Origin of the sequence: Microlunatus sagamiharensis, assembly GCF_900105785.1 — a bacterium.
GTDB lineage: Bacteria > Actinomycetota > Actinomycetes > Propionibacteriales > Propionibacteriaceae > Microlunatus > Microlunatus sagamiharensis.
Genome location: NZ_LT629799.1, coordinates 3,726,487 through 3,741,830, shown reverse-complemented (window position 1 = coordinate 3,741,830; position 15,344 = coordinate 3,726,487). Strand labels below are relative to the sequence as shown.

Genomic DNA, 15,344 nt, shown 5'->3' with positions numbered 1-15,344 from the left:
CCAAACCCCTGACCCTGGAACCACCCCCGAGCGGGCGGCTGCTCCGACAGAGCCCTTGCGTGAGTGAGTGCTCACTCATATGGTCTTCGTCGTGCCACCCCGTGCTGCCCCCCTGCCGCTGGAGGACCGCCGCTCGGCGCTCATCAGCGCCACCGAACCCCTCCTCGAGCGCTACGGCCGCGACATCAGCACCCGTCAGATCGCCGAGGCGGCCGGCGTCGCGGAGGGGACGATCTTCCGCGCCTTCGCGACCAAGGACGAGCTGATCGACGCCGTCATCGAGGAGGTCTTCGACGAGCAGCGGTCCCGCGACGCGATCCTGGCCATCGACCGGGACCTGCCCCTGCCCGTACGGCTGGTGAGGGCGGTCACGATCCTGCAGGACCGGACCCGCCGGGTCTTCGCCCTCTTCCACGCGCTGCGGCTGCGCCCGGGCTGGGCGCGCGAGGACGGCGAGGAGCCGCCCGCGCACGAGTCGCTGCACGCGAAGCAGCAGCACGACCGCGAGCAGCTCGAGCTCGTGCTCGCCGACCTCATCGGCCCCGACACCGACCAGCTGCGGTTCACGACCGCCGAGGCCGTCACCGCGCTGCGGGCCGCCGTCTTCTCCCTCACCCACCCGCTGCTCGGCGACGAGTCCCTCGCCCGGCCCGACCGCATCGTCGACCTCGTGCTGCACGGGATCGCCCGCACCCCCGCGCACCCCTGCCGAACCCAGGAGACCCCGTGCTGATCAAGCTCCTCCGCGAGCGCCTGCTGGCCCCGTACGGCCGCCTGCTGCTGGGCGTGCTCGTCCTGCAGCTCGTCGGCACGCTGGCCTCGCTCTACCTGCCCAGCCTCAACGCCGCGATCATCGACCAGGGCGTCGTGCGCGGCGACACCGCCTTCATCTGGCGCACCGGGAGGGTCATGCTCGCCGTCAGCGTCGTGCAGATCGTCTGCGCCGCGGCCGCGACCTACCTGGGCGCCCGGGCCGCGATGGGCTTCGGCCGCGACGTCCGCGCGGCGGTGTTCGACCGCGTGCTGTCCTTCTCCGCCCGCGAGGTCAACCACTTCGGCGCGCCCTCCCTGATCACCCGGACGACCAACGACGTCCAGCAGGTCCAGCTGCTCGCCCTGCTCTCCTCCACCGTCTTCGTCGCCGCCCCGATCACCATGGTCGGCGGAGTCGTCATGGCGCTGCGCGAGGACGTCGTGCTCAGCTGGCTGATCATCGTCGCCGTGCCGCTGCTGGTCGTCTCGATCGGCCTGCTGATCTGGAAGATGCGGCCGCTGTTCCGCGTCGTGCAGACCCGGATCGACACGGTCAACCGCGTGCTGCGCGAGCAGATCACCGGCATCCGGGTGGTACGGGCGTTCGTCCGGGAGCCCTTCGAGGCCGACCGCTTCGGCCGTGCGAACGCCGAGCTGACCGCCACCCAGACCTCCGTCGGGCGCTACCAGGCGGCGATGTTCCCGATCGTCATGCTCGTGCTCAACCTCTCCAGCGTCGCCGTGCTGTGGTTCGGCGCGCGGCGCATCGACGCCGGGGAGATGCAGATCGGTGCGCTCACCGCCTTCCTCACCTACCTGGTGCAGATCCTCATGTCGGTGCTGATGGCGACGTTCCTGCTCATGATCGCCCCGCGCGCCGCGGTCTGCGCCGAGCGCATCGGCGAGGTCCTGGCCACCGAGTCCTCCGTCGTGCCGCCCGCAGAGGGCCTCACCTCGGGCACCACGACCGCCCAGGTCCGCTTCGACCACGTCGGCTTCACCTACCCCGGCGCCGACTCCCCGGTGCTGCACGACGTGACGTTCACGGCGCAGGCCGGTCAGACCACGGCGATCATCGGGTCCACCGGTTCGGGGAAGACGACGCTGGTCTCGCTCGCGCCGCGGCTGTTCGACGCCACCACGGGGCGGGTCGAGGTCGACGGCGTGGACGTGCGCGACCTCGAGCCCGAGGCGCTGTGGAGCCGGATCGGGCTGGTGCCGCAGCGGGCGTTCCTGTTCAGCGGGACGGTCGCGAGCAACCTGCGCTACGGCAACCCCGACGCGACCGACGACGAGCTCTGGGCGGCCCTGCGCACGGCCCAGGCCGAGGACTTCGTCCGCGCGATGCCCGAGGGCCTGGAGGCGCCGGTCTCCCAGGGCGGCACGAACGTCTCCGGCGGCCAGCGCCAGCGGCTCGCCATCGCCCGAGCCCTGGTCAAGCGGCCCGAGGTCTACGTCTTCGACGACGCCTTCTCCGCCCTCGACGTCGCGACCGACGCCCGGCTGCGTACGGCGCTCGCGCGGGAGACCGCCGGGGCCTGCGTGATCATCGTCGGCCAGCGCGTGGCCACCATCCGCGAGGCGGACCTGATCGTCGTCCTCGAGGACGGCCGGGTGGTCGGCCAGGGCACGCACACCGAGCTCCTCGAGGGCTGCCCCACGTACGCCGAGATCGTCGACTCCCAGCGCAGCGCCCAGGAGGTCCTCGCGTGAGCACGCCCACCACCCCGCGCCCCGCCCCCGCCGGCCCGGCGGCCAAGGCGCCCGAGCGTCCCGCGTACGCCGCCCAGGCCCGGGGCGGTCCCGGCGGCGGACCGTTCGGGGGCCGGGTGCAGGAGAAGTCGCTGAACTTCCTGCCCTCGCTGCGCCGGCTCCTGCAGCAGCTGCGGCCCGAGCGCGGCGTGCTGGTCGGGGCCATCGTGCTGGCCGTCGCCGGCATCGTCATGAGCGTCCTCGGCCCGCGGATCCTCGGGCACGCGACCGACATCATCTTCGCCGGCGTGACCGGGCGGGGGCCGGTCGACTTCCGGGCGCTGGGCGACACCCTGCTGCTCGCGCTCGGGCTCTACCTGGTCAGCTCGCTGGCGCTGCTGCTGCAGGGCTACCTGCTCAACGGGGCCGTGCAGCGCTCGGTGCGGCGGCTCCGCGACGGCGTGGAGACCAAGATCAACCGGCTGCCGCTGTCGTACTTCGACCGGCAGACCCGCGGCGAGCTCCTCAGCCGCGTCACCAACGACATCGACAACGTGGCCCAGTCGCTGCAGCAGACGCTGAGCCAGCTGCTCACCTCGCTGCTGACGGTGATCGGCGTGACCGTGATGATGTTCGTGGTCTCGCCGGTGCTGGCGGTCATCGCGCTGGTGACCATCCCGGTCTCGGTGCTGCTGACCACGGTGATCGGCAAGCGCGCGCAGCGGATGTTCGTGGCCCAGTGGCGCTCGACCGGCGAGCTGAACTCCCACATCGAGGAGGCCTTCACCGGGCAGTCGCTGGTCAAGGTGTTCGGGCGCCAGCGCGAGGTGGAGCAGGTCTTCGCCGAGCGGAACGATGCCGTCTACCGGGCGAGCTTCGGGGCGCAGTTCATCTCGGGGCTGATCATGCCGTCGATGTTCTTCATCGGGAACCTCAACTACGTCGTCATCGCCGTCGTCGGCGGGCTCCGCGTGGCGAGCGGGACGTTGTCGCTGGGCGACGTGCAGGCGTTCATCCAGTACAGCCGGCAGTTCACCCAGCCGCTGACCCAGGTGGCGTCGATGGCCAACCTGCTGCAGTCCGGCGTCGCGTCGGCGGAGCGGGTGTTCGAGGTGCTCGACGCCGAGGAGCAGACGGTCGACGGTGGCGCCGGTCTGCCCGTCGTGCGGGGGCGCGTGGAGTTCGACGACGTGTCCTTCTCCTACGTCGAGGACCAGCCCCTCATCGAGGGCCTGTCGCTCACCGCCGAGCCCGGGCAGACGGTGGCCATCGTCGGCCCGACCGGTGCGGGCAAGACCACGCTGGTCAACCTGCTGATGCGCTTCTACGACCCACAGTCGGGGCGGATCCTGCTGGACGGGGTCGACGTGGCCACGGTGCCGCGCGCGGCGCTGCGCTCGGAGGTCGGGATGGTGCTGCAGGACACCTGGCTCTTCCACGGCTCGATCCACGACAACATCGCCTACGGCCGCCCCGACGCGAGCGAGGCCGACATCCTCGCCGCGGCCGAGGCCACCTACGTCGACCGGTTCGTCCGGTCGCTGCCCGACGGCTACGCCACGGTCATCGACGAGGAGGGCAGCAACGTCAGCGCGGGCGAGCGGCAGCTCATCACCATCGCGCGGGCCTTCCTGGCCGACCCGACCCTGCTGATCCTCGACGAGGCGACCAGCTCGGTCGACACCCGCACCGAGGTGCTGGTGCAGCAGGCGATGGCTGCGCTGCGCTCGGAGCGGACGAGCTTCGTCATCGCCCACCGCCTCTCCACCATCCGCGACGCCGACGTGATCCTGGTGATGGAGGCCGGGGCGATCGTCGAGCAGGGCAGCCACGAGCAGCTGCTCGAGCGCCGCGGCGCCTACTGGCGCCTCTACGAGGCCCAGTTCGCCGCGGCCGTCGAGTAGCGACTGCACTTTCTAGCGCCAGTCGGACCTCTGGGCTGCGGCAAGCGCTCAGCGTGGCGGCTTACGCCCGACTGGCGCTAGAAAGCGCAGCGACGGCCTCCAGAACGAGGTCGAGCACGAGCTGTGGTTGTTCGTCGAGCATGCGCCAGGTGAAGCGCAGGACGGTCCAGCCCTCGAGGACGAGGTCGTTCTGACGCCGGCGGTCGTTCTCGAAGACCTCGCGCTCGTCCTCGTGCAGGCGCCCGTCGATCTCCAGGACGAGGCGCAACCGCGGGAAGGCGACGTCGAGGTAGTAGCGCCGGCCGCGCACGTCTACCGGGAGGTTGCTCCTCCACCCCGTGATCCGGGCCTGCCGCAGCAGGCGGTGGCACCGCCGCTCTGCCGCCGACCAGGGCTCGTCCCGCGAGTCCACCAGGAACCAGCGACGGTCCCGGTTGCCCGCTCGACCCGGCGCCAGATCCAGGGCGCGACGCATCCGGGCGAGCGTCGTCGCCCGCGCCCGCAGCGCCCGGTCGATACCGTCTCCACCGCGCGAGGCGCACAGGTCCAGCGCCGTCAGAGCCGGATCGGTGAGTCTGAGCGGCCCGCGCTGCACGACCAGCTCGGCCGGGACCTTCCGGCGCGAGAAGCGAAAGCCCGGCGGGTCGACACGCTGCCACGGCACCGCGGCCTCGACGGTCGACCCGGCCAGCTCCGGCCAGAAGACCAGACGGGCTGCGGCGTCGCCCGTCACGACTGCGTTGGGCTCCTTCAGCACCAGAGCCCGCACCCTCGTCCCGAGGTCGTGGGCCTCTGGCCGGGCGTACACCCCGGGCAGCACCGGCACCAGGTCACCACGGCCCACCAACGTCTTGATGGCCCCGGCCAGCTCGGGGTGGTCCTTCCGCGCGATGACTCCCTCGCGTCGTACGACGTCTCGAACCTCGTCCTGAAGGCGCACGGCACCATGAAGTCACGCGGGTGTTGTCGGGGGTGTCGTCCGAGAACCCGCCTGTGGTGTCGGCGCGGGCTCAGAGTGCGGCGGGCTCCCGGCGCTCGAGCAGGCCGCGGGCCACGAGGCGGTTGAGGCGGCGCTGGCGGTGGCGGTAGAAGACCTGGGCGAAGAGCCAGGCCACCGGCGTCAGCGCCCCGGCGCGCACCTCGACGACGTCGGTGTACCGGGTCATCCCGTAGAACTCCGCGAGGTCGACCCGGTGGTCCCAGACGTGCACGAGGTCGCTGTGCCCGGCGTCGTGCCACACCTCGTCGGGCCGGGTCGGGGTGCGCGGCTCGATCGTGTGCTCCCCCAGCCCGAGCCGGCCGCCCAGGCGCAGCGCGAAGACGTACGGCTTGGTCGTCCACCGCTCCTCGAGCACGGGCGGGTCGACCGGGGTGAAGGTGAGCAGCGGCCACGCGATCCGGCACAGCAGCACGGGTCGGGAGAGCTCGGCGGCGAGCCGGTCGGGCGCGCACGCCTGCAGGGACGAGCACCTCAGCCTCATGGCGGCACGCTAGCCCCGGGGAGGCCGTCCGGGGTCAGTTCTGCGTAGACGTTGTGAGCGCGTCGTGCGCGACGGACCATGGACAGGTGCTGCGCCCGCTCCCGTCCCGTCTGCAGACCCGGTGGGCCGCGCTCTGCGGTGTCATCGCCGGGCTCGCCGGCATCGGTGTCTCCGACCTCGCCGCCCGGCTGGTCACCCCGGCCGGCTCCCCGCTCGCGGCGGTCGGCAGCGTGATCATCGACCTGCTGCCCGCCGGGATGGTGAACTTCGGCAAGGACTTCCTGGGCGGCGCCGACAAGCCGGTGCTGCTGGTCATCATCGCCGTCGGCGTCCTGGCGCTCTGCGCGTTCGGCGGCGTCGCCGAGCTCCGGCGCAAGGGCCGTGGCACGGCGGTCTTCGCCCTCGTCGCCGCGATCGGGCTCGTCGGGGTCGCGCTCGGCTCGGGCACCGACGTCAAGGCCTACGTCCCCACCCTCGTCGGGATGCTGCTGGCCGCCATCCTGCTCAGCAGCCTCCTGACGAGGCTCCGGCAGTGGCACCCGGCCCGCGTCCTCCCCGGCCCGGACGACGCGAGCGACCCGTCGCGCCGGCGTTTCCTGGTGGCCACCGCCCTCTGGGGCGGGGCGGCCGCCGTGGCCGCCGTCGGTGGGCGCCTGCTCGTCGGCGCAGCGAACCGGATCAGCGACGCCCGGGCGAACCTCCGCCTCCCGACGCCCACGACCCCCGCTCCCGCGGTGCCGGCCGGTGCCGACCTCGGGATCGCCGACCTCAGCCCGTACATCACCCCGAACGACGACTTCTACCGCATCGACACCGCCCTCCAGGTGCCGGTGATCGACCCGGAGAAGTGGAGCATCACGGTCACCGGGATGGTCGAGGAGGAGGTCACGATGACCTTCGACGAGCTGCTCGCCGAGCCCCTCGAGGAGCACGTGACCACCCTGACCTGCGTCTCGAACGAGATCGGCGGCAACCTCGTCGGCAACGCGCGCTGGCTCGGCTTCCCGATCCGGGAGCTCCTGGCCCGGGCACGCCCGCAGGCCGGGGCCGACATGGTGCTCTCGACGAGCGAGGACGGGTTCACGGCGAGCACGCCGCTCGACGTCCTGCAGGACACCGGGCGCGCCTGCCTGCTGGCCGTCGGGATGAACGGCGAACCCCTCCCCCTCGAGCACGGCTTCCCCGTACGCATGGTCGTGCCCGGCCTGTACGGCTACGTGTCCGCGACCAAGTGGGTGGTCGAGCTGAAGGTGACCACCTTCGCCGAGGACGCCGGCTACTGGACCCCGCTCGGCTGGTCGGAGCGCGGGCCGATCAAGCTCGCCTCCCGCATCGACGTGCCGGGCAGCAGCGTCGGTGCCGGGACGGTCGCGGTCGCCGGCGTCGCCTGGGCGCAGCACACCGGTATCGGGCAGGTCGAGGTCCAGGTGGACGACGGACCGTGGGCGCGCGCCGAGCTGGCCGAGGTCACCGGACCCGACACGTGGCGCCAGTGGCGCTACGCCTGGGACGCGACGCCCGGCGACCACCGGCTGACCGTCCGCGCGACGGACGCGAAGGGCGAGCTGCAGGTCGCCGACGAGGCGCCGCCCGCCCCGGACGGCGCCACCGGCTACCACTCCGTACGCGTCACCGTCCGCTGAGCGACCCTGCCCGGACCGGGCAGGATGGGCGCGTGCGCATCGCGACCTGGAACGTGAACTCGGTCGGGGCGCGGCTCCCGCGCCTCCTCGACTGGCTGCAGACCCGCGAGCCCGACGTCGTCGCGCTGCAGGAGACCAAGACCAACGAGGCCGGCTTCCCGACCGCGGAGGTCGCCGAGCTCGGCTACGAGGTGATGCACGTCGGCGACGGCCGCTGGAACGGCGTCGCCGTCCTCTCCCGGGTGGGCCTCGAGCCCGTCTCGCGGCAGCTGCCCGGGATGGAGGAGCCCCGCTACGCCGCCGCGGACTGCGGCGGGCTGCGGACCGTCAGCGTCTACGTGCCCAACGGGCGCTCGGTCGACGACCCGCACTACGCGTACAAGCTGGAGTGGTTCGCCCAGCTGCGCGCCACCCTCGACGAGCAGGACCCGGCGCAGCCGCTGGTGATCATGGGCGACTTCAACGTCGCGCGCACCGACGCCGACGTGTGGGACATCGCCAAGTTCTCGGGCAGCACGCACGTGACCCCGCCGGAGCGGGAGGCGCTCGAGTCGCTGATCGACTGGGGCCTGGTCGACGTCACCGCGCGCCCGGGCAAGAACGACCGGCCCTTCACCTACTGGGACTACCGCGCCGGGATGTTCCACAAGGACCTGGGCATGCGGATCGACTACGTCCTGCTGAGCCCGTCGGTCACGGTCCAGGACGCGTACGTCGACCGCGAGGCCCGCAAGGGCACCGGGCCCTCCGACCACGCGCCGGTGGTGGTCGACCTGACCCTGCCCAGCGCTCCCTGAACCTCGAGAAGTGCGAGGACGCTCCCTGAGCCTGTCGAAGGGCCCGGAACGGGTTGACGTTCTTCCCTAGGACAGCGCCGACCTCTTCGAGGCCCTTCGACAGGCTCAGGGAGCGTCAGCCCGCTCAGGCGGTCGCGAACACCGCCGAGGCGAGCAGGTCGAGGCTCTCCTCGCGGGCCGGGTTGCGGTCGAACGGGTCGCTGTTCGAGGCGCCGGCGACCGGGTGGACCATCACCTCGTCGACGCCGAAGTGGTCGGCCAGCTCCTCGAGCTGGCGGGCCGCGGTCTCGGGCGTGCCGACGACCCAGCGCTCGCTCATCTGCGCGGCGAGCGCGGCGTGGGACTCCGGGAGCCGCACGTCGGCGGCGTCCTCGACGCTGATCTGCGGGCGCAGCTCCCCGCCGGTGCGCAGCGCGACCATCGCCAGGACGTACGGCTTGGCCAGCCGGTCGGCCTCCTCCTGGGTGGGGGCGACGACGACGTTGACGGTGAGGAAGGTCTGCGGCGCCGGGCTGACGTCGGAGGGGCGGAAGGCGCTGCGGTAGAGGTCGAGCACCTCGGCGGTGCTGTCGCCGGAGAAGTGGTGCGCGAAGACGTACGGCAGCCCCTTCTCGGCGGCGAGCCGCGCGGAGTAGTCCGACGAGCCGAGCAGCCACGGGGTCGGGCGGCCGACCGCCTGCGGCGTGGCGCGCAGGCCGTACGAGCGGCCCTGGAGGCTGAGGCCGACGCCGGCCGGCTCCATCATCGCGATGAGGTTGTCGACGTGCTCTCCGAAGCGGTCGGCGTCTCCGGTCTGCGGGCCGCCGTGGCGCAGGGCCCAGCTCGTGACCGGGTCGCTGCCGGGCGCACGGCCGATGCCGAGGTCGATCCGACCGGGGTACGCGGCCTCGAGCAGCGCAAACTGCTCGGCGACGACGAGCGGGGCGTGGTTCGGCAGCATCATGCCGCCCGAGCCCACCCGCAGCTGCTCGGTCGCGCCGGCGAGCATGGCGATGAGGACGGGCGGGTTCGTCGAGGCGACGGCCGGCATGTTGTGGTGCTCGGCGACCCAGTAGCGGTGGAAGCCGGCCGACTCCGCCCGCCTCGCCAGCGCCACGCTCGCGGCCAGCGCCTGGCCCGTGGTCTGCCCGTCGCGGACGGGGATGAGGTCGAGGACGGACAGCCGGCGGATGCTCATGCCAGGTGCAACCCGGTCCGTCCGCCCGTCATTCCGGTGGTAGACCGGCGCGGTGACGGTGACAGCGACGCGCGTGCTGGGGGTCGACGGCTGCCGCGACGGCTGGGTCGGCGTGGCCCCGGACCCCGACGGACCCCGGGCCTACGCAGCACCCGACCTGCGCACGCTGCTCGCGCTGGCCGACCGTGACGGGTCGGTGGCGCGGGTCGGCGTCGACATCCCGATCGGCCTGCTCGACGAGGGCTGGCGCGACGCCGACCGCCTCGCGGCCGCGGTGCTCGGGCGGCGACGCTCGTCGATCTTCACCACTCCCGTCCGCGCGGCGCTCGAGGTGGCCGACCACGCGACGGGCGTGGCAGTGAGCCGGAAGCGCAGCGGGGGCGGGTTCTCGATCCAGGCCTGGGGGCTGCGGGGCAAGGTGCTGGAGGTCGACGAGCTGGTCCGTGGCGGGGAGGACCGGGTCGCCGAGGTTCACCCCGAGGTCACGTTCGCGACGATGGCCGGCCGGCCGGCGCAGCACGCGAAGAAGACGTGGGCCGGGCAGCAGGAGCGCGTGGCCCTCCTGGCCGCCGCGGGCGTCGACCTCACCCGCCTCACCGGCGACACGGGGTCGGCGGGACCGGACGACGTGGTCGACGCCGCGGCGGTCGCCTGGACCGCGCTCCGCCTGCTCCGCGGCGAGGCCGTCAGCCTGCCGGACCCGCCGCAGCGCGTGCCGTACGGGCTGAGCGCGGCGATCTGGGCGTGACGGCCGGCGCTCGGACCTTGGCCGCTGGGGCAGAATCACGGGCGTGATCGAGTACCGCACCCCCGCCGAGATCGAGCAGATGCGCCCCGCCGGACGGTTCGTCGCCGACGTGCTGACGGCGCTGGTCGCCAAGGCCGACGTCGGGGTGAACCTGCTCGAGCTCGACCGGCTGGCCCACGAGATGATCGTCGAGCGCGGCGCGGAGTCCTGCTACATCGACTACCACCCGTCCTTCGGCGCCAGCCCCTTCGGCAAGGTGCTGTGCACCTCGGTCAACGACGCCGTCCTGCACGGCCTCCCCCACGACTACGTCCTCGCCGACGGCGACCTGCTGAGCGTGGACTTCGCCGCGTCGGTCGACGGCTGGGTCTCCGACTCCGCGGTCAGCGTGGTCGTCGGGCAGGTGCGCGAGCAGGACCAGCGGCTGATCGACACCACGCAGGAGGCGCTCGCCGCGGGCATCGAGGCCGCCCAGGCCGGCGCGCGGGTCGGCGACATCTCCTTCGCCATCGCCCGGGTGGCCAACCACGCGGGGTACAAGATCAACACCGACTTCGGCGGCCACGGCGTCGGCCGCACCATGCACGGCGACCCGCACGTCGCCAACGACGGCCGCCGCGGCCGCGGCCTCACGCTCAAGCCGGGCCTGGTCATCGCCATCGAGCCCTGGTTCTGCGAGAGCACGGACAAGATCTACACCGACGCCGACGGCTGGACGCTGCGCAGCCGCGACGGCTCCCGCGGCGCCCACTCCGAGCACACGATCGCCATCACCGAGGACGGTCCGCTCGTCCTCACCTCGCGCGGCTAGAAGTTCTCGCCCTCGGTGCACCGTCACGGTGCGCTGACGGCAAGAAGTTGTGCACAGATCCGGCCAGGCCCGGCACGACCGGGGCTCAGGTCCTGATGACCCGGACGTGGAGAACGCACTCGTCCGTCAGCACCTCCTCCGTCAGGCCGGGACGGTGTCGCGCGCACAGGCCCGGGAAGCCGGGCTCTCGGACCGGGAGATCGCCGGGCTGCTCGCCCGGCAGGAGTGGATCAGGGAGCACCCCGGAGTCTTCCGGCTGCACGCCGCCGTCCCCCTCGTGGAGACCGGCCTGTGGGCGGCCAGGCTGTGGCTCGGACCCGATGTCCTGCTCGCGGACGAGACGGCCGCCTGGTGGTGGGGCGTGCTCGAGGACCCACCGATCCGCTGGTCGTTCGTCGGCCCGACGCGCTGCCGAAGCACTGATCGGGTGCAGCTGAGCGCGGCCTTCGTCGACCCGCAGGACCGCTGGCGTCACCGCTCGCTCCTGACGATGAGCCGGCCGCTCGCAGTGCTGCGTACCAGCGCCCTCATCGAGCGCCGACGCGCCGGAGCCGGCGTCGCCCTGATCGATCGGGCCAAGCAGACCCGCGCTGTTCGTCAGATCGACCTCGAGCGCGCACTGGCACGCCATCCCGGATGCTGGGGCAGCTCAACCATGCGGACCTGCTGGCCCGCACGGGCGGCCGCGCTCATTCCGAGCTCGAGCGGCTGGCTGTCTCGCTGCTCAGGGACGCCGGCATCACTGGTTTCGAGCCGAACCTCGTCGTCAGGCTGAGCAGCGGCCGGTCGGTGGAGATCGACATCGCGTTCCCGGACAGAAGACTGGCCATCGAGCTCGACGGTTACGCCTTCCACTCCGGGGCAGTCGCGTTCCGCTCGGACCTGCGGCGATCCAACGCCTTGATGCGCGACGGCTGGACGATCAGACGTTTCTGCTGGGACGACCTCCTCGGCGACCCCGAGGGCTTCGTCGCGACGGTCAGAGAACTTCTCGCCACTGGTGAACCGTGACGGTGCTTCCAGGGCGAGAAGTTCTCAGCGGTAGACGATGACCTTGTCACCGGTCCGGGCCTGGGCGAACAGGGTCTGGAGGGCGGGAAGGTTGCGGACGTTCACGCAGCCGTGCGAGGCGCCGGCGTAGCCGCGGGCGGCGAAGTCGGAGCTGTAGTGCACGGCCTGGCCGCCCGAGAAGAACATCGAGTACGGCATCTTCGAGTGGTAGATCGTCGAGGTCCAGTCGCGCTCCTTGCGCTGGATGCTGAAGGTCCCCTCCCGCGTCGGCGTGCCGACCGCGCCGAACCGCACGTCCATGCGCAGCTGCGGCTTGCCGTCGACCACCCAGGTGAGCGAGTTGCTGCTCTTGCTGATGCAGATCGCCCGGCCGGTCAGGCACCGGCTGTCGAGCCCGGCCTTCGACGGCTTCGGCGTGCGGTTGTGCTTGGCGTCCTCGGTCGGCGTGCGCGTCATCGCGGTGAGGCGGCTCCAGGTCCGGGCGTCGACGTCGCCGGTGACGGGGATGGCCCGCTTGCCCTGGAACCCCTTCACGCCGCTGGCCGTCGCCCTGCCGTAGGTCCCGGTCACCGAGCCGGAGAACCAGCCGATCTGCTTGAGCCGCGCCTGCAGGTCGCGCACCTTGTCGCCGCTCGAGCCCTGCCGGTAGATCGCCTTGCCGGGGCGCAGCACGTTGTGGCGCTCGTCCTTCGTCGAGGCCGACGTGCGCTTGGTCAGCTGCTTCCAGGTCGTCGCGTCGACCGAACCCGTCTTCTTCAGCCCGCGCTTGCCCTGGAACCCCTTCACCCCGGTGACCGTGCTCGCGGCGTACGTCCCGGTGATCGAGCCGGAGTACCAGTCGAGGTCGCGCAGCCGGACCTGCAGGTCGCGGACCTTCTCGCCCTTGTCGCCCTTCTCCAGCAGGAGCGCGGGCCTGGTGCTCGCCGCCTTGTCGGACGCGGGCTTCGTGGTCGGGCTCGCGCTGGGGGTCGATGGGCCCGCCTCCGTCGGCGTCGCACCGGGCGTCGCCGTGGCGCTGGTCGGGGCCTCGGTCGCAGCCGGCGGCTGCGTCTCGGCCGCGCCGACGGGCCCGGCCGGGACGGTTCCGCAACCGGCCAGCACCAGGGCGGCAGCGGCCAGGCCGCCGACCCAGCCCGCCCTCGCGGTGCTGCGTGGGTGTGTCCGCACGTCGTCCCCCAGCGTTGCCGCGACCGCCGTCCGGCCACGTCGTCCGCGTCACGCTAATTCACACGGGCGCCGACGTCACCCTCTCGCGGGTGAACAGTTCCCACCCCGTGACCTCGCGCCGACCCCCGCGCGGTCGCCGTCCCGGCGTGACGCGACCGTGACCGACGCGTGGCCCGCAGGACCCGTCAAGCCCTGCGGACGACCCGCGGACGCGGCAGGATGCCGCGCATGAGCTTCTCCCCGTACGGGTCCCCCGGTCCCGAGGACCGCCGGCCCGAGCCGGCCGGCCAGCCGCTCCTGCCCGTCTCCGAGCTGCCCCCGCGCCCGGTGAGCCCCGGTGCCCGGGCCGGGCGGGCGTACGGGGTCCTGGTACGTCAGGAGTCGCAGGTGGGCAGCAACCAGCAGACCCTCGGGCTGACCGTGCTCGAGTTCCGGCTGGCCGAGCCCGGCAACCCGCAGCCGCTGGACGTGCTGATGCGGGGCCGTTCGCTGTCCGGGACGGTCCGTGACGGGGACTGGATCGAGCTGGCCGGTCCGGCCGACGCGACGAACCGCTGGAACGTCGCCACGGTGCAGAACCTCACGACGGGCTCGACCGTCGTGGTCGTGGGCGGACGTCCCAACAAGGTCGTGACCGCGGTCGTGCTGAGCCTCGTCGGGGTGCTGATGCTCGGCGTCGTGCTGCTGATGATCGGACTCTTCGCCGTCGGCAGCAGCTGAAGGCGCTGCGGACGGTCCCGGGGACGACGGAGCCCGGACGCCGTCAGGCGTCCGGGCTCCGGTGCGTACGAAGGTCAGCGGCGGCGCTGCTTGGCCAGCTTGCTCAGGCCCTCCTTGAGCTTGCGCTGGTTCTCCGGCTTCTGCAGCTCGCGCGAGACGAGCTGCACGGCCTTGGCCGCCACGGCGGTCTTGAGAATCGACTTGATCATGCTCATCGGACGCTCCTGGGAGTCGAGGTGGAGACCTTCAACGGTAGCCGGGTGGAGCAGGTGACCCACGGGGCCCGGGCACTGGTCCTGGGCTGAGGTTCCACCCAGAAAACCCTGATCTGCTGACAGTGTGGCGGTGCACGGCCTAACGTCGTCCTGCCGAGCAGGAGCAGGGAGGCTGGACCCACCGTTGGGGGAGCGTCCCGCGGGGGGCCGTTGCTCCCGCCGGCCGTCCGGGGGTGACCCGCTGGACGAGTCCCGGGGAGCTCGACGGCGGGTCACCCATCCCAGCTCTCGTACGCGTCACCCGCGCGGCCGCGCCGCCGCGGACGGCGGCACGACCGGGTGCGACTCAGAAGAGCGTGTAGCCGCCGTCGGCGACGAGCACGCTGCCGGTCATGAACGAGGCGGCGTCGCTGGCCAGGAAGACCACGAGCGGAGCGATCTCCTCGACGGTGGCGTAGCGCTGCATCGCGGCGTCCTCGATCCACTGCCGGCGGTACTGCGGCTCGTCGACCGGCGCCATCTCGGTCTTCACGTAGCCGGGGGCCAGCGCGTTGACGCGGATGTTGTGCGGGGCCCACTCGGCGGCGAGGCTCTTGGTCAGCTGGTGCACGGCGGCCTTGGAGGCGTTGTAGCCGGGCTGCCACTGCGGGCGGTTGACGATCATGGCCGAGATCGAGCCGATGTTGACGATGGTGCCGCCACCCTGCTCGACGAGCTGCTGGCCGAAGACCCGCGAGCAGGTCCACAGGGCGTCGACGTTGGTCGTCATGACCGACTTCCAGTCCTCGGCCGTGACCTCGAGCGCCGGCGCGTGGACGCAGGTGCCCGCGTTGTTCACGAGGATGTCGACCTTGCCGAACTTCTCCAGCGTCCGCTCGAGGACCCGCTCGACCTCGCTGGGGACGGTGATGTCGGCGTGCACGTAGATCGACTCGACGCCGCGACCCTCGAGGTCGGCCACGACCTCGTCGCCCAGGGCGTCGTCACGGCCGACGACGACGACCTTGGCCCCCGCCTCGCCCAGCGCCGTGGCGAAGCCGCGGCCGAGGCCACGGGTCCCCCCGGTGACGACGGCGACCTTGTCGTCGAGACGGAAACGGTCCAGAACAGGCATGCCACGCTCCTATCACCGCCGGGACGGTCCCGACCCGCTCACCGTAGGCGAACGACCCCCTCGACGCACCTCACGTCCACTCCTCTGCGTACCTGAACACGCTCAGATGAG

At 72.3% G+C, this 15,344-nt stretch carries 16 protein-coding genes; 10 read left to right on the top strand and 6 right to left on the bottom strand.

The window, feature by feature from the left end:
• The first annotated feature begins 91 nt into the window (after positions 1-91).
• From BLU42_RS17270 to BLU42_RS17260, 3 genes are read left to right on the top strand one after another with little or no spacing between them, the layout of a single operon-like run.
• On the top strand, positions 92-733 hold the full coding sequence (locus BLU42_RS17270; protein ID WP_172825817.1) for a TetR/AcrR family transcriptional regulator: 642 nt from the start codon (positions 92-94) through the stop codon (positions 731-733).
• A complete protein-coding gene (locus BLU42_RS17265; protein ID WP_091077248.1) occupies positions 727-2,466 on the top strand; it encodes an ABC transporter ATP-binding protein in 1,740 nt (579 codons plus the stop codon). Before BLU42_RS17270 ends, BLU42_RS17265 begins: the two co-directional genes overlap by 7 nt.
• The gene (locus BLU42_RS17260; RefSeq protein WP_091077244.1) at positions 2,463-4,349 is read left to right on the top strand and encodes an ABC transporter ATP-binding protein; all 1,887 of its coding nucleotides are present in this window, start codon (positions 2,463-2,465) and stop codon (positions 4,347-4,349) included. Before BLU42_RS17265 ends, BLU42_RS17260 begins: the two co-directional genes overlap by 4 nt.
• Before the next feature lie 61 nt (positions 4,350-4,410).
• Here the strand turns inward: BLU42_RS17260 and BLU42_RS17255 are convergent, their stop codons facing one another.
• Together BLU42_RS17255 and BLU42_RS17250 are read right to left on the bottom strand one after the other, a co-directional pair.
• On the bottom strand, positions 4,411-5,289 hold the full coding sequence (locus tag BLU42_RS17255; protein ID WP_091077240.1) for a DUF559 domain-containing protein: 879 nt from the start codon (positions 5,287-5,289) through the stop codon (positions 4,411-4,413).
• 70 nt (positions 5,290-5,359) lie between these two features.
• Positions 5,360-5,830, bottom strand: a complete 471-nt coding sequence (locus BLU42_RS17250; RefSeq protein ID WP_091077236.1) for a hypothetical protein — start codon at positions 5,828-5,830, stop codon at positions 5,360-5,362.
• An 86-nt stretch (positions 5,831-5,916) separates the two neighbouring features.
• On the opposite strand from BLU42_RS17250, the gene BLU42_RS17245 reads away from it, so the two are divergent.
• Entirely contained in the window at positions 5,917-7,473 is a 1,557-nt protein-coding gene (locus BLU42_RS17245; RefSeq protein ID WP_197680491.1) for a molybdopterin-dependent oxidoreductase, read from the top strand.
• A 32-nt stretch (positions 7,474-7,505) separates the two neighbouring features.
• Complete coding sequence (locus tag BLU42_RS17240; protein WP_091077234.1) at positions 7,506-8,270, top strand: exodeoxyribonuclease III; 765 nt, start codon at positions 7,506-7,508, stop codon at positions 8,268-8,270.
• Between the two features lie 124 nt (positions 8,271-8,394).
• On the opposite strand, the gene BLU42_RS17235 is transcribed toward BLU42_RS17240, so the two are convergent.
• Positions 8,395-9,447, bottom strand: coding sequence for an LLM class flavin-dependent oxidoreductase (locus BLU42_RS17235; protein WP_091077231.1), 1,053 nt, complete (start codon positions 9,445-9,447; stop codon positions 8,395-8,397).
• Between the two features lie 52 nt (positions 9,448-9,499).
• Here BLU42_RS17235 and BLU42_RS17230 point away from each other — a divergent pair, with 52 nt between their 5' ends.
• The 4 genes from BLU42_RS17230 to BLU42_RS21530 all read left to right on the top strand — a co-directional run bounded on the left by BLU42_RS17230 (position 9,500) and on the right by BLU42_RS21530 (position 12,017).
• On the top strand, positions 9,500-10,195 hold the full coding sequence (locus BLU42_RS17230) for a DUF429 domain-containing protein (RefSeq protein ID WP_091077228.1): 696 nt from the start codon (positions 9,500-9,502) through the stop codon (positions 10,193-10,195).
• Positions 10,196-10,238: 43 nt separating this feature from the next.
• On the top strand, positions 10,239-11,006 hold the full coding sequence (gene map / locus BLU42_RS17225) for a type I methionyl aminopeptidase (RefSeq protein WP_091077223.1): 768 nt from the start codon (positions 10,239-10,241) through the stop codon (positions 11,004-11,006).
• Between the two features lie 106 nt (positions 11,007-11,112).
• Positions 11,113-11,781, top strand: coding sequence for a type IV toxin-antitoxin system AbiEi family antitoxin domain-containing protein (locus BLU42_RS21535; protein WP_157720066.1), 669 nt, complete (start codon positions 11,113-11,115; stop codon positions 11,779-11,781).
• A gap of 14 nt (positions 11,782-11,795) precedes the next feature.
• Positions 11,796-12,017: an endonuclease domain-containing protein gene (locus BLU42_RS21530; RefSeq protein ID WP_157720065.1), complete on the top strand. Its 222-nt coding sequence runs from the start codon at positions 11,796-11,798 to the stop codon at positions 12,015-12,017.
• A gap of 24 nt (positions 12,018-12,041) precedes the next feature.
• Here BLU42_RS21530 and BLU42_RS17210 read toward each other — a convergent pair whose 3' ends face one another.
• On the bottom strand, positions 12,042-13,184 hold the full coding sequence (locus BLU42_RS17210) for a L,D-transpeptidase family protein (protein WP_231918240.1): 1,143 nt from the start codon (positions 13,182-13,184) through the stop codon (positions 12,042-12,044).
• Positions 13,185-13,412: 228 nt separating this feature from the next.
• Between BLU42_RS17210 and BLU42_RS17205 the strand changes: the two genes are divergently transcribed.
• On the top strand, positions 13,413-13,904 hold the full coding sequence (locus BLU42_RS17205; RefSeq protein ID WP_091077211.1) for a hypothetical protein: 492 nt from the start codon (positions 13,413-13,415) through the stop codon (positions 13,902-13,904).
• A 74-nt stretch (positions 13,905-13,978) separates the two neighbouring features.
• Here the strand turns inward: BLU42_RS17205 and BLU42_RS20915 are convergent, their stop codons facing one another.
• Both BLU42_RS20915 and BLU42_RS17200 read right to left on the bottom strand, forming a co-directional pair.
• Positions 13,979-14,119 carry a hypothetical protein gene (locus BLU42_RS20915; protein ID WP_172825816.1) on the bottom strand — a complete coding sequence of 47 codons (141 nt, stop codon included), beginning with the start codon at positions 14,117-14,119 and terminating at the stop codon, positions 13,979-13,981.
• A gap of 346 nt (positions 14,120-14,465) precedes the next feature.
• Positions 14,466-15,233 (bottom strand): SDR family NAD(P)-dependent oxidoreductase, encoded by a 768-nt coding sequence (locus BLU42_RS17200; RefSeq protein WP_091077208.1) that lies wholly within the window; start codon positions 15,231-15,233, stop codon positions 14,466-14,468.
• Positions 15,234-15,344: the final 111 nt, after the last annotated feature.

Excerpts from the sequence above, each read along its gene's own strand:
- BLU42_RS17200 (WP_091077208.1), bottom strand. The coding sequence starts at position 15,233 with ATGCCTGTTCTGGACCGTTTCCGTCTCGACGACAAGGTCGCCGTCGTC.
- BLU42_RS17235 (WP_091077231.1), bottom strand. The coding sequence starts at position 9,447 with ATGAGCATCCGCCGGCTGTCCGTCCTCGACCTCATCCCCGTCCGCGAC.
- BLU42_RS17250 (WP_091077236.1), bottom strand. The coding sequence starts at position 5,830 with ATGAGGCTGAGGTGCTCGTCCCTGCAGGCGTGCGCGCCCGACCGGCTC.
- BLU42_RS17205 (WP_091077211.1), top strand. The coding sequence starts at position 13,413 with ATGAGCTTCTCCCCGTACGGGTCCCCCGGTCCCGAGGACCGCCGGCCC.
- BLU42_RS20915 (WP_172825816.1), bottom strand. The coding sequence starts at position 14,119 with ATGAGCATGATCAAGTCGATTCTCAAGACCGCCGTGGCGGCCAAGGCC.